We start from the raw sequence: 23,440 nt of genomic DNA on the forward strand, positions 1-23,440 counted from the left end.
AATTTGTAAGCAATATAACCGAATATTAAAGTAATGGCAGGAAAACCGGCAAAACCTTTTTTGAAATGGGCAGGCGGCAAAACACAGCTCATCGGCGTTATTGAAAAAGCGCTGCCTAAAAACATAGCACATACAAATTATACCTACATTGAACCATTTGTTGGTAGCGGTGCAGTTTTATTTTGGGTACTCAACAACTTCCCAAACTTGAAAAAAGCCATAATTAACGACATCAACAAAGACCTGATAAACACATACAAAACCATTGCTTCACGACCAAGCGAACTAATCTCAATTTTGCAAATTTTGCAAAACGAGTATCATAGTTTAGAAGGTAATGAAGACAACAAAAAACTTTATTACTACCAAAAAAGAGAATTATACAATTCAAGAAAAGAAACACAAAGCGGACAAGCTGCTTTGTTCATTTTTCTCAATCGTACTTGCTTCAATGGATTGTACAGAGTGAACAGAAAGAACGAATATAATGTTCCAATGGGTAGTTACAAAAAACCGACAATTTGCGACCAAGAAAACATTTTAGCAGTTAGCGAAGCCTTACAAAAAGTTGAAATTTTATGTGGAGATTTTGAACATACTTTGGAATATGCTGACAATAATACTCTTTTTTATTTCGATCCGCCATACAAACCATTAAGCGAAACTTCGAGTTTCAACTCTTATGCAAAAGACGAGTTTAATGATAACGAGCAAGTAAGATTAAAAGAATTTTGTTCAAAGTTGGATATGCTAAATCATACTTGGATTTTAAGCAACTCTGATGTGAAAGGGAAAGATGAAAACGATAATTTCTTTGACAATTTGTATTCAGATTTCAATATTCAAAGGGTTGAAGCAAAAAGGAACATTAATGCAAATCCTGAAAAGAGAGGAAAATTAAAAGAGTTACTAATAACCAATCAAGTGAATAGCAAAAATTATGTCAGAGCAATTTAAAATCTTCTTATCGCAACTTTCGGAAACTAATGCAACGCTTGATTATTTCACGGATTTCAAGAAAATAAAAAGCAACGTAAACAAAATTGCAATCAAACTCAATCAGTTAAATTACCTGATTGGAAAAGAGAATTTGAAAGAAGCCGTAAATGAGCTTTATGAAGAAAATCCGAAAGTCTTTGAAGTTTTGGACATCTTGATTGCTATTCGTAAAAATAAAAACGCCAAGACATTCAACAACAAAGGCGAAATTGTTTTGTTGGACACTTATTTCACTTCGCCTGAACTGATTTTGGAATACATCGAAGAAACAGGTTTGGCAGAAATTTTTAGAAATAAAGATGTTACCAATTTAGTTGATTATGTTTTTGGAATTGAGGTTGGTTTAGATACAAATGCAAGAAAAAACAGAGGTGGCGACAATATGTCAAAAGCCGTTTCACTTATTTTCGACAAAGCAGGAGTTTTCTATAAAAAGGAAGTTAACAATACGATATTTCCAGAAATTATCAGTTTGGGAGCAGATGTAAAACGTTTTGATTTTGTCATCAAAACCAAAAAGAAAACGTATCTGATTGAAACCAATTATTACAATGGTGGTGGTTCAAAACTGAATGAAACTGCAAGAGCCTATTCTGATGTTGCGCCGAAAATAAATCAATACAAAAACTACGAATTTGTTTGGATAACAGACGGACAAGGTTGGTTTTCAGCAAAGAACAAATTGGAAGAAGCGTACAACATCATACCAAGTTTGTATAACTTGACAACGCTTGAAGATTTTATCAAGAAAATTCAAGAAGAACAAATAATTAGCGAATGGTAAAAAACAAAGTACATAAAACGCCACATATGAAAATCAAAGGAGTTGAACCTTTGGTCATTGTTGAAGTAAACGACACTTATATTTTAGGCGTTTATCAAGGGGCTTTGTCTGATTATGACTTATTACTCAGATATAGACAAAAAGATGAGAGTACAAAATCAGGTTGGTCGAGAATTAGAACGCCAAAACATATACATTGGGCAGTAGATGCAATTATTAAAATGCACCATAATGACAATGAAACCAAAAAGTTTTTACAATTTTTAATTGATTTATGGGATAATCAAATCCAACCATTAAAAACAGATGAAGAAAGAGACTTGCTTTTAGATGTAGAAAAATTAAAAAATGAAGCCAATATAGAAGCAGTTAAATATCCCGAATTAGCAAATAAAGGAGAATACAGCATTAAGTTTCTTTACCTTATCGCAAAACTTTTGATGATACAAGAAAAGACTAATTTATCAACGGCTTTTATGTTTAAGAATTTACTAAAAGCACTTGAAGCACATAAAGACATTTACAAAATTGTTTCCATAGCAACACATAATAGAAGATAAATGCTTAAACCTTATTTCAAATCTTCGGACAAAGATTTCTGTCTTCTTCATGGAGATACGATGGAGCTTTTGCCTGAATTTGAACATAAGTTTGATATGGTTTTTGCCGACCCTCCCTATTTTCTATCGAATAACGGGCTTTCTATTCAAAACGGAGAAATTGTAAGTGTCAATAAAGGAAAGTGGGATAAATCAGAAGGATTTGAATTTATCAACGACTTTAATCGTAAATGGCTTTCATTGGTACGTAACAAAATGAAAGATGACGCAACTATTTGGATAAGCGGAACAATACACAATATTTTTTCAGTTGGACAAATTTTGATGGAATTAGGTTTCAAAATCCTGAACATCGTGACTTGGGAAAAGACCAACCCTCCGCCAAATTTTTCTTGTCGCTACTTTACGTTTTCAACCGAACAAATTATTTGGGCAAGAAAAAATGAAAAAGTTCCTCATTATTTCAACTATGAACTAATGAAACAACTGAATGGCGACAAACAAATGAAAGATGTTTGGAAATTGCCAGCCATTGCTTCGTGGGAAAAAACGTGTGGCAAGCATCCGACACAAAAGCCTTTATCCGTTTTGACAAGACTTATTTTGGCTTCGACCAAACCCAATGCTTGGATTTTAGATCCATTTGCGGGCAGTTCGACAACCGGTATTGCTGCAAACTTGTTGAACAGACGATTTTTAGGAATTGACCAGGAAGAAGATTTTTTGACAATCAGCAAAAACAGAAAATTAGAAATTGAGAATCCTAAAATTGCAGCGACATACAGACAAAAAATTGGTGGTTTCAACGACAAAAAAGAACTTGAATTATTCCTCGTCGAAGAACCAAAAACTGAATATAAATCAGAAATAAACTTTAACCAAAAACGGGCGATCTGTTAACATCGGTAGCTGTTCACAACATCCTCATAACGAAAAAGTCTGGAACCATTAGAGGCATTTTTACGCTACGGTACGTATCTGCACGCATAATAAATAATCAACAAAATGGAGGTTGGTAAAATTGGAAATAAAAGCTTTTGGGCTTTGACAGGGAATAATCGATACAAAAAGAATTGCTATCTAATCCTACATAAAGCAGTAAATCTCCTTCAATCTTATTTTACTTTATCGACGGAATCGTTTATTTCGTCGGATAAATCTGAAATTTCGTCGAAAATATTTTGACTGTGAAGGGCTTTCCTTCACATTTGACATACCAAAGTGAAGGAACATGCACAGGTTCAACAGCAAGGAAAACAATCAATATGAACAAATAAAAATATATTGTGACCGAGCTGCCTGTCTTTTGCAAAGGGGGAATATCAAATATGTTTTCTGTTTACTTTGAAATAATTTTAGAAAATTTTGTTTAATTGTCAATTCTGTTAAAGGAAATTACGTCATGGTATGTCCGCACGCATCATAAATAATCGACAAAATGCAGGTTGATGAATTTGAAAAATAAAAGCGTTTGGGCTTTGACAGAAATAATCAGTGCAAAACAAATTAACTGCTACCCGGCTTTGAACTGCTTGGTTTCAGTGAGCAAGTAATTGATGAATAGAAGTTAATTGTGGGAGTTGATTTTTTGTTTATGAAAATATGTTTAGGCTTGGATAACCCAACCGGTTGTGGAGAGAAAGAATTACGGGCAAAAGAGCCTAAGACAAGTACAAAAGAGCTAATTGATACCTTATTTTATGACCAATCTTATTAACAAACGGCTTATATCTCTTTTACTAAAATTGCTAATACAACCTATTTGCATGTTTTCATCTAAAATATAGTTCGTATATGAAAAAATATTTAACCGTATGTATTATTCTGAGTAGTATGTGTATTTCTGGTAGCGACGCCCAACAATGGGCGGCTGGGATCAGTCCAAATTCTGCTGTTGCTAACCTTAGGAATGCCTATCCGGAAGCATTTGAGCTGGCATCTGTTGATGCTCATTACCTTAACGGTAATTATACATTGTATAATTCATTTGAAAATGACACGACGGATAAGGTTGTGAATAACTACCCTGCAATCGTACCTCGAGGCCGGGCGTCCGACACATTATTGGCGTTCGCCCGTAATTATACTCCTAATAATTACGAATTATCCATGCCTTCGGGTCCGAATACCGTTATTTCCCGTTCTGCCTCTACCCTGGCGATTGTGCAGGGATTTACTGTCAGACCCAATGGCAACGTTGGGATTGGCACCATTAATCCCCAAAGCCTGTTAGATGTAAATGGTCTCATACATACCAAAGAAGTCAAAGTTGATTCAGTGGGTTGGGCTGATTATGTTTTTGACGATAACTATAAGTTAAGACCCTTGTCAGAAGTCAAGGATTATATACTTATCAATAAGCGTTTGCCGGATGTTCCTTCAGCAGAAGAAGTCAAAGCAAATGGGCTTTTACTCGGTCAAACAAATGCGCTGCTGCTTAAAAAAATTGAAGAGCTTACGTTATATGGAATCCGGCAGGATTCGCTTTTGAAAAAAACATCGGGACAATTAGAAGAGTTAGAAAAGCGCTATGATACCCAGAAATCTGAGATGGCAGAGCTACAGGCAGAGATGCGTAAGCTGGAAACCAAAATCAATGATGCTGAACATAAATAAGCACAAAAAACCGAACGCATAAAGAGAGTATAATTTTTTCCTTTGTTATTTATTCGTTTACTGTTATATAGGTTAAGAACCCTACTCATATGTACTTCGAGTGCTTGTGGGTATGTAAATGATTCCCTTGTTGACGGGGCAATGCTATAGAAAATAATCTGCTTTTACCTTTTTAAATAAAATAAATTTATGAAACAGTTTTATTTGTTATTGTTTTCGTTGTTAGGAACTATTGTAAGCACAAATGCGCAGTTACAATATAATTCCAATGGTACATTGACATTTGGCAATGTAAGTCCTTATGGTGCATACACCACCAATTTTAACGGTTATGGATTTTATTTTACTTCCTCATCTTCGCCCGGTGATTTTCTTGAAATGAATGTATCTACCTCCAATCCGAGAATTGCAGGCACAGGCAATCAGATTGTATTTTATAATACTGAAACATCTACTTTTAATACCATCCAGGTACAGAGTGTAAGCACGATGTCGGACAGAAGGGCAAAGATGAATATTTTGCCGCTTACCAGCGGGTTAGACAAAATAAAAAGATTAAAACCCGTATCGTTTACCTGGAGAGAGCGGATGGGTAGCGACAAAGTAAGGATGAAAGCCAAGGGAAAGCCTGCAACAGATGTTGGATTCATTGCGCAAGATGTGGAACAGGTCATCCCGGACGCCGTTAATGATTTTATCGATACCACTTCAGATGTCAAAATGCTTAATTATAATGCCATAGTTTCTGTCCTTACGCAGGCGGTAAAAGAGCTTTCAGACAAAGTAGATAGTCTTCAATCCCGTATTGATAGTTTAACATCAAATCATAAAACGTCGACCAGCATGAATAACGGAGCTGCTATATACCGAAATAATATTCAGGCGGGATTGACTTATTTACCTGTTGCAAATGAGGCGGAGCCGATGGGCGCTTATTATCTCTCAGGCGGTTCGGCCTTACAGAAACAATATAGTGCGGTAAAACAGCAATCGGCGACAGACCCTTCTGGAATACCTGCAGAGAAGTATGTATATTCTTCAACATTAGATAAAAATAAAGCAGCAGATACCAATATACAATAAGAAAAAAAAGATTTTGTTGTGCGAACCCAAAGCTAAAGAGCAAACCTAATGTCAAATATTTCCATCTTGAAGCGATTGTTACTCAAAAACATTTATGGCACTCTTATTTGTTTATGCTGCTATTGCCCGTATAAAGCTGCAAGCCAATCTATACATCCTGTTGTAACGGTATCACAGTCCGATAGCAATCCTGACAATGCCCGTTTAGCAGCTGTCAAAAAATATTATGCGCTCGCATTGCGCTACAAGGACGGCGACAGCGTGGCGCAGGATTTCGACAAAGCTTATTATTATTTTGAAAAGGCATCCGAATTAGGCGATGCGCAGAGCACCTACGCTTTAGGTTACCTGCATTATAAAGGATTGGGCACCACACAGGATTATGAACTGGCAGCAAGGCTGTTCCGGCAGGGAGCTTACACCGGCAGGGAAAACAGTATGTATTTCTACGGGCTGTGCTGGAGAAACGGTTACGGCGAAGAACAAAATGAAGATTCCGCAAAGTACTGGCTGACAAAAGCAGCAGACTTAGGTTACAAACAAGCTGTATGGGAACTGCAAGCCAAAACGCCTGAAAACAGCAATAACGATGCAAAGAAACTGGTACGGCAAATACACAATGCTGCCTTGCCGCAGGAAGCCGTCTTAAACCAGTTTATCCCCGTAAAAGCCGAACTGCCCGATTCTTCCGTCATACAGGGAGATTATGAAGGTTATATCATCCAGTATGACTGGAGCGGTAAATATGTGGTCAGCAGCAAAAAGCTGCATTTAAGTATTGAAGCCGGCGATGCATCATCTTCAGCAGCCAATACCGGACTAAGCGGTCAATGGCTGGAAGAAGGGGCGGATACGGCGATACTACATGCAACCCTCGGCAAGGACTCTTTAGTATTTGCCGATACAAAGTACCGGAGAAAAGACCATTACAGCATCAACAGAGCCGTTACGTATAATTTCCGGGATGCTGCGCTGAGTTTAGTAAGGAAAGACGACAGCGTGTTCCTTGCCGGAAGCATCAATATGTTTTCCCCGGAGCGGAATGAACCGTCGAAGCCTTTGTTTGTGGCGCTGGTCAGGACGAGTGCGGATAACGGTAATGCAACCAATAACAATACGACGAAGACGAAGGATGGAAGCAAAGACAGTACAGGCAAGAACAACAACAGCAACCAAATCACGGCAAAGCTGTTACAGGTGTATCCCAATCCTTTCCGTACACAGGTCAGTGTCAAGTTTGAGCTGTCTGCACCAAGTAACATCGATGTGCAGTTATGGACGATTGACGGTAAGATGGTGTACAGCAAGTCTTCCGATGGAATCCTGAATGCAAGCCAATATACCATTACACTCCGGCCGGGAAATATCGCGGGTGGAACTTACATCCTGAGGCTGGTGTATCAAGGAGGAAGTGTGGAAGCAAAAGTGATTAAAAAATAAAAAATTATATATGAGGAAAGCGGCTTTTTATTTTTCGGTTCTCTTTATTGCATTATTGTTCCTGAATAGTATTGTATACAGTCAAATCGGTCTTTCAAGCACGACAGCCAGCAGGATGGTAATTGCTTCACCGGAAGCAAGTACTATTGCCTTGTATCAGAATTATCCGATAGACTATGTTACCGGTGCCCCCCAAATAAACATACCCCTTTTTAGTATAAAGACGAAGATGGGAGAAATTCCATTCAGCCTGAATTATCACGTAGGCAAAGTAAAACCTGCGGAATTATCCGGTATTGTCGGTACGGGATGGTCTTTAACGCCGGACTTAGGCATTACCAGGTCTGTACATGGAAAAGCAGATGATAGCAATCAGGGAGGATATCCTTTTAACAGTCAGTTTGGGAGCACCTCAGACGCTTATTATTACTCGGCTTCCACAGGTGGGCTGGATGAGCAGCCAGATGACTTTTTTTATTCTTTGCTTAGTAAGAGCGGCGGATTTCTATATACACGCAATGGCTCTTTTGCGACATTACCTTACGCTGCGATAGCAATTGACCGTACGGACGATAACAGTTTTGTAGTTACCGATGACGATGGTACACGCTATTATTTTGGAAAATATGCCGACCATTCGGGACTCTTAACAGAACATACAGGTACTAATGAATCAGATAGCCTTATCAACCTGAGCGCCTGGAAAATAGCAGAGATTATTTCCTTTGATACCAGAGATACGATTCGTTTTACTTATGGCTCGCACCAAAAAGCAGAGATGGTTCCCTTTTTCAACAAACAATGGAAGATAGCTGAGTTTAGTAGTAACAATGATTACACAATCAATCAAAAAGAACCGCAGGTCTTAAGTTTACCCGGAGGGACTCAATCTCTGGGTTATGGAGTGATGCGCCCCAATTATGCGCATACCGGGGATTTTGATGTAAGCAGTTTCGATTTCCCCTATGATCTGGGCAGCGCCCCTGCCAATGACGATATTAAAGTATCCATGACCAGCACGACTCCAAGTCAGACAGACGGTAAACATAAATATATGTGGCAAATGCTGGGAGATTTAGGAAGAGATTCCGCAGCCAGTATTTACTCTAATAATTTTGTATTTGAAAAAGTACTAAGTACAATAACTTTCCGAGGCGGCAGAATAGAACTTTCTTACTCGGCTGATTATCAATTAACAAGTATCAGAGTTTACGCAGGAAACAGGCTTGTTAAAGTTGTGAAACTGGTTCAGCATAGATATATAGGCAATGATGATGGCGGCAAGCCGATACCTATGGCTGGAGGACTCTATGACGAATATTGCAAGCGTTTTTTACTGGATTCCGTAATCATAACAGGCAGCGACAGCACCCAGCCGGGACTTCGCTACGGACTATCTTATAATGGCGTTTTCGGTATATATGACAATTACCAAAACGATTATTGGGGTTACTGGAAATCGGGTAGTTCTTCGGTTCCCCATTTGGTTTATCACTTGGATTATTACAATACTTATTCAGGCGATTATTCCGATACTGTAAGCACGCATATCGGCACATTCAATTCCGGTCCAACATGGATGGAGGTGGGTAGCAATATGGAAACCACACAACCACCCTATACAATACCCGGAATCTTAACACAGTTAACCTATCCGACCGGGGGAAAAGCGATTTTTACTTTTGAAGAAAATGAATATGAATCCCCTGCACAGGCAGGCAGGATTGTATATGGCGGCGGGCACCGTATCAAAAGCATCCGTTATGTTACGGCACAGGGGCAGGATTCACTGGTTAAGCGATATACCTACGGCACCACTACGGAGAATGGCTGGGGATTAACTAAATACCACAATTATGGCAGCAATTTTATGTTCCAGCAATGGGTAAACACTACTAACTCATCAGACATATATAATGTTTTTATCAAGAATACCTATATCAACTCAAGGCCATTTTTGGATAATTCATTTTCTTTCGGGGCTGCCGTCCTTTATCCGATGGTAACTGAATATGATATCTCGGCAAGAGACAATATTCCTTTAGGTAAAACGGTTTACAGTTACCGCATTAATTCAACAGACGTTACCTGGGTAAATATGACCCCTATTGCCGCGGATGCGAGAAATGACTGGAATTCAATAATTCCTCTATCCGTAAAGCAATATGGTTATGCAAACGGCACTTATTATCCTGTTCAGAGTAAAACATATACCTATACTGTTTACCCTAAAGCACCCATACCTGCCGCACAAACTTACTTACGTTATTACAGCATGTATCCACTAAATGGCGGGACTGAAGTTACTAATACGAACGAACATGGCATCAGCAAATATGCGCACATGGATTATTCTATTGTAACGGGTGCCAATAAACTTACTTTGGAAAAAGATACGCTGTACAACCAGCCTTCCAACTCCGGCTATGTAGCCACACAAACAGCTTATACTTATGATCCTGCTTACCTATATAAAACAGCAGCAACTACGACAGATAGCAGAGGATTTTCAAAAATAACACACTATTGGTATGCGTATCAATCCGCTGCCGTACCGGGCTATTCTACTTCGCAACAGAGCTTCCTGACGACCCTTACCGCCTTGAGACGTATTGCTCCCGTTGTTGAAACTACGGACAGCATAAACGGAAGCCTGGCACAGACAGTACGTCAGGAATTTTTACAGGGAAGCAATTTATTGCCCGGTAATTTATATACGGCGACCAGAGACAATCCTGCCGTTCCCGTGAAACAGATTCTTTCTTACGACACCTATTTTAATATACGGGAGCAGCAAGGCATCGACAGTGTAAGGGAAACCTATTTGTGGGGGTATAACAGCCTGTACCCGGTAGCCAGGATTATCGGAAGTAATTATACGGCAGCTTCAGCGCTTGTGAACCAATCTGTTTTGGATAATCCTTCCACTACCGACGCCGCTATGCGCACCGAACTCAATAAGCTGCGTACCGGATTGACCGGCGCACAGGTCTGGACGTACACCTACCAGCCCGGAATAGGGATAACAAGTACAACAAACCCGCAAGGCAATAATACTTTTTATCAATACGATAATCTCGGGCGCCTTATAACAATTCTGGATAATGACATGCATGTATTAAAGAAAATCAATTATAATGTTTTACACGACTTATATTACAATGACCAACAATCCCAAACATTTACCAGAAATAATTGTCCTTCTTATGATGTTGCGGGCAGTATTGACTATACGATTCCTGAAAGCAGCTATTCTTCCGGCATAAGTAAAGCCGCAGCCAATAACCTTGCATTGCAGGATATACAACAAAACGGACAGAATTATGCCAATACCCATTGTAATTGCAGCATAAATTCAAAGTACTTGGTGGCGTTTAATGGCAATGATTATTTAAACGATTCTGGTTGGCATATTCAGTTAACCAATTTGCTTATAGGCACAACCTATGATTTTGCCATTCCGAAATCTCATCGCGGGTTTCTGAATAATATAATTGATACAGGATTATACAATGTGAGAGTATATAAAACGGGCAATACCCGCCGGATTTTCTTTGAATTAGGAACCGGAACCGGTCATTCAACAGATATTACTGACACGGCTGTTAACCTCTCTAACGTAACATTTATCAATTACCCCAATGACCCGCTTCGCATTGACCTTATTGAATATATAAGCGATGAAAGCAGCAGCAGCAGTAGTACTTCTGCTGAAGCAAAAAGTCAAGCTCCTGTTGACCTTATTGAATCACAGAAGATCGAAAGGGCTTATACTAATCAGTCACAAGCATCTACATACTCTTATCCTTTGATATCTATGACCGACCATACAGGTAATACAAAGTATTACGAGTACGATGGATTCGGCAGGTTAAAAGATACGAAGGATAAAGACAGCAATGTGATTAAGAGATACGATTATCATTACCGGGAGCAATAACACGATTAATATGATAAGCAGGAAAAATACATGTTTTTTATCGGCAATAGAATCAGAAACCAAAATACCAGTACCCTTCAATATACTATCTATGTTTCGATTGATACCGAATAAGGCTACAAGGAGCAAAAACACCGGGCACGTTCAGCCTGCAACCTGCTTTTCCCTTTTATTAGGCTTCCTGTTTTGGGCTTTCGGCTTTCAGGCTGTCAAAGCGCAAAACATCACTTTAAACAGTTATAGTGGGCAATCTGTCATCACTACATATAATAATGGTACTATCACGCTGACCGGTGGTTTTAATACGAATGGGCACAGTGTACATATTTTTATCTCCTCCGGCACTCCTCCTGTTGATAGCGGCGGTCAGAACCCTCCCGTTACGACCGCACCTGTTTCCTTATCCTCTACCCAGAACTATATTGCATCCTGGACAGCGACTGCACCTGTTAGCGACCCCAATACGCTCATTACCAAACAGCTTTCCGATGTTAAGCTCACGGTACAGTATTTCGACGGTTTAGGCAGGCCCTTACAGACGGTCGCCAAGCAAGGCTCTTTGGTAACGGCAACAGGCACAACAGGCGATTTGGTAACACCCGTAGCATATGACGGCTTCGGCAGGGAAGTCAACAAATACCTGCCTTATGTAGCAAACAGCAACGACGGCAGTTATAAACCTAATGCACTAAGTGAACAACCTGCATGGTACGGCAGCAGCAGCGCCCCCATTACCGGACAGGGAGAAACAGGCAAGAATGCCACAGACAGCATCCTTTATGAAGCCTCGCCGCTGAACAGGGTATTGAAAACAATGGCTCCCGGCAACAGCTGGAAAGGCGCCGGCAGGGGTGTGCAGCAGGGCTACTGGAGCAATACGACCGCCGACTCCGTCCGTATCTGGAACTGCACCTATCCTGCACAAGGCAGCTGGGGCAGTTACACAACGCCCGGTATCTATGCGGCAGGTACTTTGTACAAGAATATTACTACCGATGAAAACAACAAGCAGGTCATCGAGTTTAAAGACAAAGACGGGCAGGTAGTACTCAAGAAAGTACAGCTTTCAACAGCCGTTACAGATGATGGCAGCGGCAGCAACCATACCGGCTGGATGTGTACGTACTATATCTACGACGACCTGGGCAACCTGCGCTGCGTGGTACAGCCGCACGGCGTGCAGTGGCTGGCTGCCAACAACTGGAACCTTACCAATACCACCATTTTATCCCAACAATGCTTCCGTTATGAATACGATGGCAGAAACCGCATGATACTGAAGCAGGTGCCGGGAGCAGGTGCGGTGTATATGGTCTATGACAACAGGGACAGGCTGGTCATGACACAGGATGCCGACCTGCGGACACAGCACAAGTGGATCGTAACGAGGTATGACAACCTGAACCGTGCCGATACCACCTGGCTCGACAGCACGACCACGGCGTTTACAACCCTGCTGACCGGGGCTGCTGCTGCAACAACCCCTTATCCCGCTACATTACCCACTTCGTCCAACCTGCTGACGGCAACGCATTACGACGACTATAACGGCATACCTTCCGGATTGAGCGGTACCTATAAAACAACCTGGAACAGTTATTTTACGGCTACCAGCACCACAACAGCCCCTTACCCTGTGATGCCGCAACAAAACAGCGCCATTACCACCAAAGGCATGGTTACATGGACGGAGCAGAAGATACAGGACAGCACACCTGCGGCATTTGTGGCAACGGTCAATATCTATGACGATAAAGGAAGGGTTATCCAGACACAAAGCAGGAACATTACCGGCGGTGTTGATGTAACCACCACGCAGTACAGCTGGGCGGGGCAGCCGCTTATTGTGGTCAACTGGCAGCAGAAGAAAGGGACAAGAGCGGATACCACGCTGGTGGTTACCAAAATGACCTATGACGACCTGAACCGTCTCGTCAAGACTGAAATGCGGCAAAGCAATACCAAAGTGAACAATAATGCCATGACGGCTTATGCCACCATATCGCAGATAGAGTACGATGCTTTGGGACAGGTAAAGAATAAAAAGCTGGGCAACAGGCGGACAAATGCCACCACCTACAACACCACACCGTTAGAAACACAGGCTTTTGATTACAACATCCGCGGGTGGCTGCTGGGTGTGAACCGTGCTTACGCCAAAGCCATTGCTTCGACAGATACCACCAATACTACAGGACAGTCCACACAAACGGAGAGCGGGGAAATGTTTACCGAAGAAACACAAACGGCACAAACGGTTACTTACCCCAATACCAATTACTTCGGCTTTGAGTTGGGTTATGATAAAAATCCCTATTTCGGGGGAACCTGGGGAGGCTTGCAGTACACGGGCAATATCGCCGGGATGATATGGAAAGGCGCTAATGACCGCAAGGCAAGGAAGTATAATTACAGCTACGATGCCGCCAACCGTTTAACTGCCGCCAATTTCGGGCAGTATGTCGGGCACGCATTCAGCACTTCCCCTGTCAACTATACGGTCAATAACCTTACCTACGACTACAACGGCAACATTACAAAGATGTACCAGTACGGGCTGAAGTCCGATGGCTCTTCTCCCCTTATTGACCAGCTGACTTATACTTACAACAGTTACAGCAACAAACTGGCAAAAGTTGCGGATGCTGCTGCCGGCACGGCAACGGAAAATCTGGGCGACTTCCAGGACGGGACAAACACGGGCAATGACTATGCGTATGATGCCAACGGAAATTTAATTAGCGATGCCAATAAAAATATTTCTTCGATTAGTTATAACTACTTAAATTTACCTTCGGTTATCAGGGTAAGTGGCAAAGGAAGTATTTATTACACGTATGATGCAAGTGGTAACAAGCTCCGTAAAATCACAATAGACAGTACGGTACTTCCGGCGAGGAAAACAACAACATTATACCTTAACAGCAGCGTTTACCAAAATGATACACTACAGTTCTTTGGCACAAGTGAAGGCAGGGCGAGGGTCTCCCCTCCAGGGGCGGGGGTTTGGGTGTATGATTATATGCTGAAAGACCATTTAGGTAATACACGTATGGTTATCACGGATGATTACAATGTAAGTTCTCCAATTCTCGAAGCTACGAGTTATTACCCGTTCGGTCTCCAACAAAAGGCAATAGGGTTAACACAGGAAACTAATCCACTGCATAATAAGTACTTGTTTAATCAAGGGACAGAATTACAGGAAGATTTTGGCATTAATTTGTATTCGACTAAATTTAGAATACTTGACCCGCAACTCGGAAAGTTTTGGCAAATTGACGCATTAGCGGAATCTTCTCAAGATTGGTCAGCATATACCTATGCCAACAATAATCCTATTTTTGCCAATGACCCATTTGGTTTAGATACAATTAGAACTACTCATCCTGAAAATACGCCTGGATTTGGAACAAAGAGTCCCGCTAATAACCTGCCAGATTTAGTTGTATCTGGTTCTGAAAACACTTCTTCACGTGGTGGATATATTGGGTTAAATGGTAGTGACAACACAAGAGTCAACCATGTCGCCCCACTTCCTATGCGACCATATATGCCGTCTATTGCTACTATCAGCCAGTATCATACATGGAATGACTTATCGCCAGTTCATCCATGGATACATACCTTTAATATTAAGTATAATCCTCTTTCGTGGTTATTAGAATTTGTTACTGGAAAAAGTACAGCGAGCTATTATACTGCGCCGACATTAAGAAGTTATGCTCTTTTGAAACTTACGATGCTGGCTGCGACTAAAGGCGTTGGAATCGCAGCAGAGGGAGGTGAAATGATTACTGTGGGGCGTTGGATGTCGGTAACGGAATACGAAACGATGGCTACCACAGGACAAATGGTAGAAGGTGCAGGGGGGCAGACTTTTGTTTCAATCGGAGGAGCAGATGCATTCCAAGCAGCATCAAAAGGGTCAGTTTATGCAGAGTTTCAAGTTCCTGCAAACAGTCTTTTACAGGGGGGGCAAGCAAATTGGTTCAAGGCAATTGGCCCAAATGCTGGGCAAGCGATGCAAGCAGCTTTGCAGAAACAAGGGGGACAGCTCCTCCCGCAAATTCAAAACCTTTCACCAATCCTAGAAATCAAATAATTATGGAAGATGTAAAAGATATTGAATGGTTTAAAAATAATATAGCTCCTAAATTAAAAGGCTATGAATTTAATTACAGATTTTTTAAAGAGGGCGATTTCGGTTCGTTAAACCAAGTCGAGTTTAATTCAAAAAAAATAGGTGGTAATATTGACTTTTGGAGTAGAGAATGGTTAGGTGTTTTTGTGTGGAACTATGAAACAGAAGAACAGCTACTAAATGTTCTTTTAGAACCACACCAAAGACAAGAGAAAGAAGAAACATTCAAACTGTTGGAAGAGCTAATTATAGAGCAATAACAACAAAGTATCGTATTTAGTATTAAGAATTTTATTGTTTTAGAAGTTTGGAATAAATTTCATAATTTTCATCATCATGGCAAACAAAGATTATTTTTTTTATCTTGTCAGTTCTTTCTAAGAAATTAAACACAGTTTCAATAGCAATTTTAGCCGCTTTTTCTTTCGGAAACTTATAAATTCCAGTACTAATGTTTGGAAATGAAATAGAGTGGATTTGATTATTTAATGCAAGTTTAAGGGTATTGAGATATGCTGATGATAGTAAACTCACTTCGTTGTTTTTGCCGTTATTCCACACTGGACCAACTGTATGGATAACGAATTTTGCAGGGAGTTTTCCTGCTGTTGTTATTACAGCGTTGCCAACTTTACAACCTCCTTGTTTGGCTCTTATTTTTTGGCACTCTTCAAGTATAGTTTTTCCACCTGCTTTATGTATCGCACCATCAACGCCACTTCCACCAAGTAGTGATGTGTTTGCTGAATTGACAATAGCATCAACTTCTATTCTAGTAATATTGCCTTTTATTAGTTCAACCATTATACACAACAATGTTTGTTATTTACAATAAGCAGTTTAGAGATAAACATAAAAACTAAGAAACTGTCTCAAAATCTTTTTGAAAACTCTGAGAATCGCGTATTTGATTTTTATGTTCCATTACCTTATTGAATAAAAATGGTTGTCTCGGACTTTTGAAACTGCCACTTCTTTATTATTTTTTCTCTTGTAAAAGTTTTTCGATGATAGCATCTTTTTCTTTGAACATGCGTTCGTAGAGTTCCACGACTTTATCAATCGGATTAAATGTCGGATAGTAATTGATAGAAGCATTATCATTGAATGTGCTGGAAACAATGTTGATAGCCGTTTCTTCATCAAAATTTTTAATAGCTTCCACAGGCACTTTTAAGATAGCGGCGACTTGCTGCAACACATCGGGTTCAATTACTTCCTTCTGCTCCAGTGTAGATACTTTCTTTTGGTTCCAGTCCTCGCCAAGCCCGTAGGCAAGCCCTTCCTGCTTAATGCCCAGCATCTCGCGAAAACGTTTAATGTTCCTTCCCTGATGTATTGTTTTTTCCATATTAAGTGTGTTGCCGTTCGTACAAAAATAACAAAAACGGCTGTAAAGCATCCGCTAAAATACTTTGGCAATCCTGTAAAGTACCTGCTCTAAGAATAGGATACCGTTTTTACGCGCTCGAACTTGTGTAGAAAACAAATATCATGGATGCCGTTATCTCCCCGCTTATAAAAGAAATTGTTGAAAACTATACGCCGGTATGGGTTATCTGCTTTGCTAAAGTAACCACGCAATACAGCGCTTCCGGCTGTTTTATAGACAATACAAACAACTTTGTCTATCACTACTTCCTTTTGGTAGTAACACAAAAAGATACACGGATAGAACATGGGATTCAGGAATTTGCCAACCGGCATTTTACGACAGGATATGTAACCATTCTTGCCCATGGCAAAGGGACAATACGGGAAGCCCTGCAAAAGCAAAGCCGTTTCTTTTATAGCGTTTACACCAACGGTATTCTTTGTTATACGCAAGACGGGGCAGCACCGGTACAGGAAATCAATCCCGGGATAACCATCAGTAACGAAACCGCTTATAGGGCAAGGGAACAGTATTTATACCATTACGAATTATCTAAAAGTTTTAATGAAGCATCGGCGTTCAGTCTCGAAAAGGGAAAATATACCACCGCGGTATTCCTCATGCACCAGACTGTTGAACAAGCCTGTATTGCGTTGCTCGGCGTGCATATAGGTTACCGTGCAGACATCCACAATCTGGGTAGGCTTATCAATCTTTGCCGGTGTTTTTCCGAAGAGCCGATAACCTTGTTTACCCAAACGCCGGAAGAAGAAAGGTTGTTTTCCCTCTTGATGAAAAGTTATTCCGAGACAAGGTACAAGCGCGGTTTTGAAGTAGGGCAAAAAGACGCATATACGGTGGGAGAACGTGTAAGCACTTTTGTTGAAATGGCAAGGAAACTTTGCCTTAAAGGCTTGGAAATATTGGACAGGCAAATACAATCCTCTTTATAAACCGTAAAATATTTTATCATGAGACCAATGCTTCCATCTGCCAAATTAAAAAGGATAAGAAAAAAACGCCCGCCGCAACTCAAATGGCAAACAGGCGCTTACAGCAGATACGTTGAATGGGAGGACATATTGCCGTATTCTTTTTTATTGATAGCAAAACTTGTAAACGTACCGCCTGATGACCTTGTAACCGATTTTATGGACAACCTGTCTTGCGGAAGCTGGAAGCGTGAAGGGCGGGACAAAGCCAAAGAAAAATTAGTGGATTATTTTATAGCGCATGGGTACGGGCAGGATTATTACACCGAAGATGATATACGGACGATGTTTAAAGAGCTGGATGCCATCGGCGTCTCGTGGCCTGATGAAGGCAACTCGAAAATGATAGACCTGTATGCCAAATGGCGGAATAAACATTACAATTACTGGTTTAAAAAATGGTGGCGGAAAATCCGGCGAAAAAAATAGTGTTATCAGTAAAACAACAAAGCCCGGCTTGCCGGGCTTTGTTGTTTTACTGTGATGTATAAATTTTTACGAAGCATACGCTTTTTTAGCTTTCCTGTCGCGTAAGAAAGCATCCACCATCTCAAAGACGGTAGCCTTATCCTGCTCATTTAATTTTTGAATATCCTGCAAACGGTTCAGGGCTTTGCTGTCAATCTCCACGGTTGTTTTACCCACCAGATAATCCAAAGACACTTCCAGCGCATCAGCGATTTTTGCCGCTACTTCTACCGAAGGTTTTACCTCATCGCGTTCATACTTGCCGATAATATCGCCGCTTGTTCCTACCGTTTTGCCCAGCTCGCTTTGCGAGAGGTTTTTACGTTTACGCAGGGTCGTTATGTGTTCGCCGAAAGTCATATTTATCGTTTAAGATGCTGATATAATAAGTGTTTTGTAAAATTAGATGATATAAATAACTGAAACAAGAACTATTTTATTTGTGTAATTCTAACAAATCTGCTACTTTTACGATAAATATGTCAGATTAAATATTTATCCACATGGCGGCAGACATCCTCATAGACATTACAAATCCTAATGCAATCACGTACTGCACGGAAGAATTAGGCTTTACGATACTTGGCGGCATCCGCATGGACGGCTTGGACAGATTGCGTGTAACGATGCGTATAGAAGTCATTAATCGAAAGTTCGAGCATTACATGAACAATCCCGATATTGCCGCGTTGCCTGTGAACCATAACTTGGATTTATACAATGACGTGCAAACAGAAAAACTCATCCGTAAAGCCGCAGAACGTTTAGAGGTCGGCACATTGCCATTGACCAAAGCCATTGCCGACATTACAAGACAGTTGGAGTTGTACCGCCTGCAACAAATCGAAACCAGCCAACAGGAAAAAGTAAAAGCCCGGAAGATATTGACCCCCGAAGAAAAAGAAGCGGCGATGAATTTTTTAATGCAACCGGACTTAATGCAAAGAACCAATGAACTCATCGGGCAAAGCGGCGTTATCGGCGAAGCAAGCAACCGTCTTTTAATGTATATCATTTTTACCAGCCGCAAGCGCGCAAACCCTTTACACGTCATCAGCTTTGGCAGTTCGGGCGCGGGCAAAAGCCACTTGCAGGAAAAGGTCGCCGAACTCATGCCCGAAGAAGATAAGATAGAAAGCACCAGCCTTACCAGCAACGCACTGTATTATTTTGGCGAATACGATTTACAACACAAATTAATCTTGATAGAAGACATGGACGGCGCAGAGCCTGTGCTGTATGCGCTGCGCGAACTCATCAGCAAGAAGCACATCATCAAGTTAGTGCCACTCAAAGACAGTAAGGGCGTAACCAAGACCATTACGTTTAAAGTAAACGGACCTGTGAGCGTGGCAGGCTGTACCACGCAGGAAAAGATATACGAAGACAACGCCAACCGTTCTTTTTTGATTTACATAGACGAGAGTAAAACACAGGATGAAAACATTATGCAATACCAACGCGCCGTATCGGCAGGGCGCATCAATAAAACGGAAGAAAACAACACCAAACAATTTTTGCAAAACACGCAACGGTTATTAGAGCAAGTATCGGTCATCAATCCTTATGCGGAATTATTACAGATACCGAGTGAAGTGTTCAAGCCGCGAAGAACCAATGCGCATTACCTGCAATTTATCGAAGCCGTAACGTTTTATCATCAGCACCAAAGGGAAAGATACACCGACCCGAACACAGGCGAAACCTTTATCAGCACTACGTTGGAAGATATTGCCGAAGCCAACAAGCTCATGAAATCCGTCCTCTTGCGCAAAGCCGATGAGTTAAGCGGCGCGACCAGAAATTATTTTGAGTTGCTCAAACAATTTTTGCAGGAACAAAAAGAAAGCACGTTTACCAACCGCGACATCCGCAAACATTTACGCCTGCCTGCAACAACCGTAAGGCGTTACCACCATGAGCTATTACAAAACGGTTACATCAGATTGCAGGACGATAAAAAACAGCAAGGTTATCTCTATGAAATCGTCAGCTATGAAAAATATGTACAGTTGCAAAACAGTATCAGCAGCGTGCTGGATACTATTTTACAGAACCTGCAAGCCGGTGCGCCACCCATGCGCCAAAAAGAAAATGGCGCACTGAAACGCAAGCCAGCAAAGGCTTTAAGCGCAAACGACCAATGATATTGTAAAATGCAAGCAAGGCAAAAAAAATATTAAAAAATGAAACGTTTACCTGTCCGTTCGCCCGCTTACCGTTATGTGGAGCAAAGTTTTAAGGAATGGCTCGAAGCATTGGGTTACGCCTGGCAGGGCGTGTATTATATGCCGATACAGGTCAGAGGCTTGCTGCATTATTTAGAGCAACAAGGCAAAACCGCTTTACAGGATATAACCGCAGAAGCGATAAAGGCGTATTATTATGATGAGCTGAAACAACGGAAAAACTATATGGTCGGTGCAGGCACATTAAGCAGTAAGCACCTCAATAAAAATTTACAGGCGTTACGGAAGTTTGTCGAATACCTGCGACAAACGGGCAAGTTAAAAATACCGATGCTCAACATACGGCAGGAAAGCATCCTTGATGCAATCCCCGCCGTACTTACTGAAAAAGAAATACATCTTTTATACCAAGCGACCGAACAACCTTATGAGAGGAAGCGGCGCGGAACCAATGAAGAACTGCATCTTGCCTTACAACAGAGAGACCGCGCCATGCTTGCCGTATTCTATGGCTGCGGGCTAAGAAGAAACGAGGGCTGCCAGCTGAATGTATCCGACATCCACATAGAAAGTTCATTGGTACACGTGCGCAAAGGCAAGGGATACAAAGAACGCTTTGTACCTGTCAGCAGCAAAGGCTTAGAGCATCTTACCACTTACCTGTATGATGCAAGACCCATACTCATCAGGGATAATAAAGAAGAATCCTTTTTTGTCAGCAGCAAAAGCGGCAAACGATTGGGCGGGCAAATGCTGTTGTTATGCTTGCAACACCTGATTGCGATTACCGCAACAGAAAGCCTGCAACAAAAAGAAATCGGTTTGCATACGTTGCGGCACAGTATTGCCACGCACCTGTTGGCGCGCGGCATGGGCTTGGAAAAGATAAAAGATTTTTTGGGACACAGCAGCCTTGAATCCACGCAGATTTATACGCACTTAATCAATGAAGAATTAAAAGTGGAATAATAAAACATAATCATCATGGAAAAGTTTAAAGAATGGTTGCGGATAAAAGGTTACGGCAGTAACACCATTGATACTATTGTGCGGGTAACGGAATATTTTTTTGCGTGGGCGGAAAAAGAAAACTTATCCGACATTACGGAAACCACCCACAACGATATTATCGCTTATGTGCAGCATTACCGCCTCAAAGGCACAGGCAGCAAGACGATTGCCCATTATGTATGGCAACTGAAAAAATATTTTGAATGGTTGATGAGCGAAGGCGAAGTGAGCGACAATCCTTGCAGCAATATTGTTATCAAAGGCATCAAAAGAAAAGTACTGTATGAGATTTTATCCGAAGAAGCATTAAATGCGCTGTATGAAAACTACCGAACCGATATTGTCTTAGAGAAAACGGAAACGCTGAAAAGCCCGCCGCCGCAGGTTTTGCAGCAGTTGGCAAGAAAAAGGAACAAAGCGGTGTTGGGCTTGCTGGTGTATCAGGGATTAAGCACAGAGGATATTATCCGCCTGCAATTACAGGACTTACGGTTAAGGGAAGGCAAGGTGTTTATTGCAGGTACAAAGCGCAGTAATGAACGCACCTTGCCTTTGGAAAGCAGGCAGGTGTTTGACTTGCTGGATTATATCAACGATACGAGAAAACAGATTTTACAACGCAGGAATATTACCGAACCGGTACAGGATTTATTTTTAAATATAGGCGAGAGTCCGAGAAAAAACAACCTCTTTGAAATGCTGGTAAAACATTTAAAACAGATGAACGGGAAAGTAAAAAACATTGACCAGATAAGGGCAAGCGTGATAGTGCATTGGCTGCAAAGGTACAACCTGCGCAAGGTTCAGGTCATGGCAGGGCATCGCTACATCAGTTCAACGGAGCAGTACCAAGCCAATAATTTAGAAGACCTGAAAGAAGATATTAAACATTATCATCCTTTTTAAATAAAAAAATGGAGGTCACATTTTGTGATACCCAATTACAGAACAATTACTTTTACACATCGAAAAAGCATTGAAAAAAGATGGCAAAGCAGGAATTACAGGCATTGGTAGCCGAACAGAAAATATTGAATAAAATCTACGTGGTACGCGGCGAAAAAATTATGCTGGACAGAGACCTCGCGGAATTGTACGGCGTAGAAACCAGAGTTTTAAAGCAAGCTGTCAAAAGAAATATTGCACGCTTCCCGAAAGATTTTATGTTCGAGATGACAAGTAAGGAAATCGACGGCATGGTATCACAAAATGTGATACCCTCTAAAAGTTATTTTGGCGGCGCTACACCTTTTTGTTTTACGGAGCAGGGTGTAACGATGTTGTCCTGTATACTGAACAGTAAAACTGCTATTGATGTAAACATACGCATCATAAGGGTTTTTGTGAAGGTGCGTGAATATGCACTCTCCCATAAAGAAATACTGATGCAGCTTGCCAAAATGGAAAAAGAAATCGTGAGCAGTAACAGAAATATTGAACGCAACAGCAAAGACATTGAAAATATTTTTATGGTATTGAAAGAGCTGATAGAAAAACAAAGCACCAATCCGCCGAGAAATAAAATCGGATTTAAGCCGAACGATTAAGTCCAGCCCACGCACGGCACGGCTTGCAGCAAGCGAACGCACAAACCCAACCCAATTGCTGTCCTGCGGTCTTGCCGCCTTGCTCACATATTTTTTTGCCGCTTGCCTTTGCTTCGTGCGGCACATTGGCGAATGCCAAAGAGCCGCACAGCCCATGCTTCACAAGCCGCAAAAAAGCTCTACACACAGGCGGAGGGCTACATTAAACATAAGGTTGCCTTATAGGCGTTTTTGCCAACCCTTATGCAAGCATCCCAATCCCAAAAAGCCTATAAGAACCTTATGTTAAGTA

At 41.2% G+C, this 23,440-nt stretch carries 20 protein-coding genes; 16 read left to right on the forward strand and 4 right to left on the reverse strand.

Annotated features, from left to right (window positions below; all coding sequences use genetic code 11):
• The first annotated feature begins 33 nt into the window (after positions 1–33).
• From A9P82_RS08325 to A9P82_RS08370, 10 genes are all read left to right on the forward strand, one after another.
• Positions 34–957 (forward strand): DNA adenine methylase, encoded by a 924-nt coding sequence (locus A9P82_RS08325; protein ID WP_066206615.1) that lies wholly within the window; start codon positions 34–36, stop codon positions 955–957.
• Positions 941–1,783, forward strand: coding sequence for a type II restriction endonuclease (locus A9P82_RS08330; protein ID WP_066206617.1), 843 nt, complete (start codon positions 941–943; stop codon positions 1,781–1,783). The genes A9P82_RS08325 and A9P82_RS08330 overlap by 17 nt, the downstream gene beginning before the upstream one ends.
• A complete protein-coding gene (locus A9P82_RS08335; RefSeq protein ID WP_066206620.1) occupies positions 1,777–2,343 on the forward strand; it encodes a hypothetical protein in 567 nt (188 codons plus the stop codon). Before A9P82_RS08330 ends, A9P82_RS08335 begins: the two co-directional genes overlap by 7 nt.
• Positions 2,344–3,243: a DNA-methyltransferase gene (locus A9P82_RS08340; RefSeq protein WP_066206623.1), complete on the forward strand. Its 900-nt coding sequence runs from the start codon at positions 2,344–2,346 to the stop codon at positions 3,241–3,243.
• A gap of 894 nt (positions 3,244–4,137) precedes the next feature.
• Positions 4,138–4,959 carry a hypothetical protein gene (locus tag A9P82_RS08345; RefSeq protein ID WP_066206629.1) on the forward strand — a complete coding sequence of 274 codons (822 nt, stop codon included), beginning with the start codon at positions 4,138–4,140 and terminating at the stop codon, positions 4,957–4,959.
• Positions 4,960–5,148: 189 nt separating this feature from the next.
• On the forward strand, positions 5,149–6,042 hold the full coding sequence (locus A9P82_RS08350; RefSeq protein ID WP_066206631.1) for a tail fiber domain-containing protein: 894 nt from the start codon (positions 5,149–5,151) through the stop codon (positions 6,040–6,042).
• Between the two features lie 66 nt (positions 6,043–6,108).
• Complete coding sequence (locus A9P82_RS08355) at positions 6,109–7,482, forward strand: T9SS type A sorting domain-containing protein (RefSeq protein WP_197492131.1); 1,374 nt, start codon at positions 6,109–6,111, stop codon at positions 7,480–7,482.
• Between the two features lie 10 nt (positions 7,483–7,492).
• Positions 7,493–11,422, forward strand: a complete 3,930-nt coding sequence (locus A9P82_RS08360; RefSeq protein ID WP_082915280.1) for a DUF5977 domain-containing protein — start codon at positions 7,493–7,495, stop codon at positions 11,420–11,422.
• A gap of 91 nt (positions 11,423–11,513) precedes the next feature.
• The gene (locus A9P82_RS08365; RefSeq protein WP_066206640.1) at positions 11,514–15,527 is read left to right on the forward strand and encodes a DUF6443 domain-containing protein; all 4,014 of its coding nucleotides are present in this window, start codon (positions 11,514–11,516) and stop codon (positions 15,525–15,527) included.
• A 2-nt stretch (positions 15,528–15,529) separates the two neighbouring features.
• On the forward strand, positions 15,530–15,826 hold the full coding sequence (locus A9P82_RS08370; protein WP_066206643.1) for a hypothetical protein: 297 nt from the start codon (positions 15,530–15,532) through the stop codon (positions 15,824–15,826).
• A gap of 31 nt (positions 15,827–15,857) precedes the next feature.
• Here A9P82_RS08370 and A9P82_RS08375 read toward each other — a convergent pair whose 3' ends face one another.
• Together A9P82_RS08375 and A9P82_RS08380 are read right to left on the reverse strand one after the other, a co-directional pair.
• Positions 15,858–16,370 (reverse strand): O-acetyl-ADP-ribose deacetylase, encoded by a 513-nt coding sequence (locus A9P82_RS08375; RefSeq protein ID WP_066206645.1) that lies wholly within the window; start codon positions 16,368–16,370, stop codon positions 15,858–15,860.
• A gap of 175 nt (positions 16,371–16,545) precedes the next feature.
• Positions 16,546–16,917, reverse strand: a complete 372-nt coding sequence (locus A9P82_RS08380; protein WP_066206647.1) for a helix-turn-helix domain-containing protein — start codon at positions 16,915–16,917, stop codon at positions 16,546–16,548.
• Positions 16,918–17,060: 143 nt separating this feature from the next.
• Here A9P82_RS08380 and A9P82_RS08385 point away from each other — a divergent pair, with 143 nt between their 5' ends.
• Both A9P82_RS08385 and A9P82_RS08390 read left to right on the forward strand, forming a co-directional pair.
• A complete protein-coding gene (locus A9P82_RS08385) occupies positions 17,061–17,894 on the forward strand; it encodes a HEPN domain-containing protein (protein WP_066206650.1) in 834 nt (277 codons plus the stop codon).
• Positions 17,895–17,912: 18 nt separating this feature from the next.
• Positions 17,913–18,362, forward strand: coding sequence for a hypothetical protein (locus A9P82_RS08390; protein ID WP_156522633.1), 450 nt, complete (start codon positions 17,913–17,915; stop codon positions 18,360–18,362).
• 66 nt (positions 18,363–18,428) lie between these two features.
• Here A9P82_RS08390 and A9P82_RS08395 read toward each other — a convergent pair whose 3' ends face one another.
• Positions 18,429–18,761 carry a helix-turn-helix domain-containing protein gene (locus A9P82_RS08395; RefSeq protein ID WP_066206653.1) on the reverse strand — a complete coding sequence of 111 codons (333 nt, stop codon included), beginning with the start codon at positions 18,759–18,761 and terminating at the stop codon, positions 18,429–18,431.
• A gap of 143 nt (positions 18,762–18,904) precedes the next feature.
• Here A9P82_RS08395 and A9P82_RS08400 point away from each other — a divergent pair, with 143 nt between their 5' ends.
• From A9P82_RS08400 to A9P82_RS08415, 4 genes are all read left to right on the forward strand, one after another.
• Positions 18,905–20,548 carry a hypothetical protein gene (locus A9P82_RS08400; RefSeq protein ID WP_066206656.1) on the forward strand — a complete coding sequence of 548 codons (1,644 nt, stop codon included), beginning with the start codon at positions 18,905–18,907 and terminating at the stop codon, positions 20,546–20,548.
• 39 nt (positions 20,549–20,587) lie between these two features.
• Entirely contained in the window at positions 20,588–21,559 is a 972-nt protein-coding gene (locus tag A9P82_RS08405) for a tyrosine-type recombinase/integrase (RefSeq protein WP_066206659.1), read from the forward strand.
• 15 nt (positions 21,560–21,574) lie between these two features.
• Positions 21,575–22,507, forward strand: coding sequence for a tyrosine-type recombinase/integrase (locus A9P82_RS08410; protein WP_066206664.1), 933 nt, complete (start codon positions 21,575–21,577; stop codon positions 22,505–22,507).
• An 80-nt stretch (positions 22,508–22,587) separates the two neighbouring features.
• On the forward strand, positions 22,588–23,148 hold the full coding sequence (locus A9P82_RS08415) for an ORF6N domain-containing protein (protein WP_066206668.1): 561 nt from the start codon (positions 22,588–22,590) through the stop codon (positions 23,146–23,148).
• Here the strand turns inward: A9P82_RS08415 and A9P82_RS08420 are convergent.
• Entirely contained in the window at positions 23,132–23,335 is a 204-nt protein-coding gene (locus A9P82_RS08420) for a hypothetical protein (protein WP_156522634.1), read from the reverse strand. The genes A9P82_RS08415 and A9P82_RS08420 overlap by 17 nt on opposite strands.
• Positions 23,336–23,440 lie beyond the last annotated feature (105 nt).

The organism is Arachidicoccus sp. BS20 (assembly GCF_001659705.1).
In the GTDB taxonomy this organism is placed as follows: Bacteria; Bacteroidota; Bacteroidia; order Chitinophagales; family Chitinophagaceae; genus Arachidicoccus.

Coding starts and splice junctions, on each gene's coding strand:
- A9P82_RS08325 (WP_066206615.1), top strand. CDS start 34: ATGGCAGGAAAACCGGCAAAACCTTTTTTGAAATGGGCAGGCGGCAAA.
- A9P82_RS08330 (WP_066206617.1), top strand. CDS start 941: ATGTCAGAGCAATTTAAAATCTTCTTATCGCAACTTTCGGAAACTAAT.
- A9P82_RS08335 (WP_066206620.1), top strand. CDS start 1,777: ATGGTAAAAAACAAAGTACATAAAACGCCACATATGAAAATCAAAGGA.
- A9P82_RS08340 (WP_066206623.1), top strand. CDS start 2,344: ATGCTTAAACCTTATTTCAAATCTTCGGACAAAGATTTCTGTCTTCTT.
- A9P82_RS08345 (WP_066206629.1), top strand. CDS start 4,138: ATGAAAAAATATTTAACCGTATGTATTATTCTGAGTAGTATGTGTATT.
- A9P82_RS08350 (WP_066206631.1), top strand. CDS start 5,149: ATGAAACAGTTTTATTTGTTATTGTTTTCGTTGTTAGGAACTATTGTA.
- A9P82_RS08360 (WP_082915280.1), top strand. CDS start 7,493: ATGAGGAAAGCGGCTTTTTATTTTTCGGTTCTCTTTATTGCATTATTG.
- A9P82_RS08365 (WP_066206640.1), top strand. CDS start 11,514: ATGTTTCGATTGATACCGAATAAGGCTACAAGGAGCAAAAACACCGGG.
- A9P82_RS08370 (WP_066206643.1), top strand. CDS start 15,530: ATGGAAGATGTAAAAGATATTGAATGGTTTAAAAATAATATAGCTCCT.
- A9P82_RS08375 (WP_066206645.1), bottom strand. CDS start 16,370: ATGGTTGAACTAATAAAAGGCAATATTACTAGAATAGAAGTTGATGCT.
- A9P82_RS08380 (WP_066206647.1), bottom strand. CDS start 16,917: ATGGAAAAAACAATACATCAGGGAAGGAACATTAAACGTTTTCGCGAG.
- A9P82_RS08385 (WP_066206650.1), top strand. CDS start 17,061: ATGGATGCCGTTATCTCCCCGCTTATAAAAGAAATTGTTGAAAACTAT.
- A9P82_RS08390 (WP_156522633.1), top strand. CDS start 17,913: ATGAGACCAATGCTTCCATCTGCCAAATTAAAAAGGATAAGAAAAAAA.
- A9P82_RS08395 (WP_066206653.1), bottom strand. CDS start 18,761: ATGACTTTCGGCGAACACATAACGACCCTGCGTAAACGTAAAAACCTC.
- A9P82_RS08400 (WP_066206656.1), top strand. CDS start 18,905: ATGGCGGCAGACATCCTCATAGACATTACAAATCCTAATGCAATCACG.
- A9P82_RS08405 (WP_066206659.1), top strand. CDS start 20,588: ATGAAACGTTTACCTGTCCGTTCGCCCGCTTACCGTTATGTGGAGCAA.
- A9P82_RS08410 (WP_066206664.1), top strand. CDS start 21,575: ATGGAAAAGTTTAAAGAATGGTTGCGGATAAAAGGTTACGGCAGTAAC.
- A9P82_RS08415 (WP_066206668.1), top strand. CDS start 22,588: ATGGCAAAGCAGGAATTACAGGCATTGGTAGCCGAACAGAAAATATTG.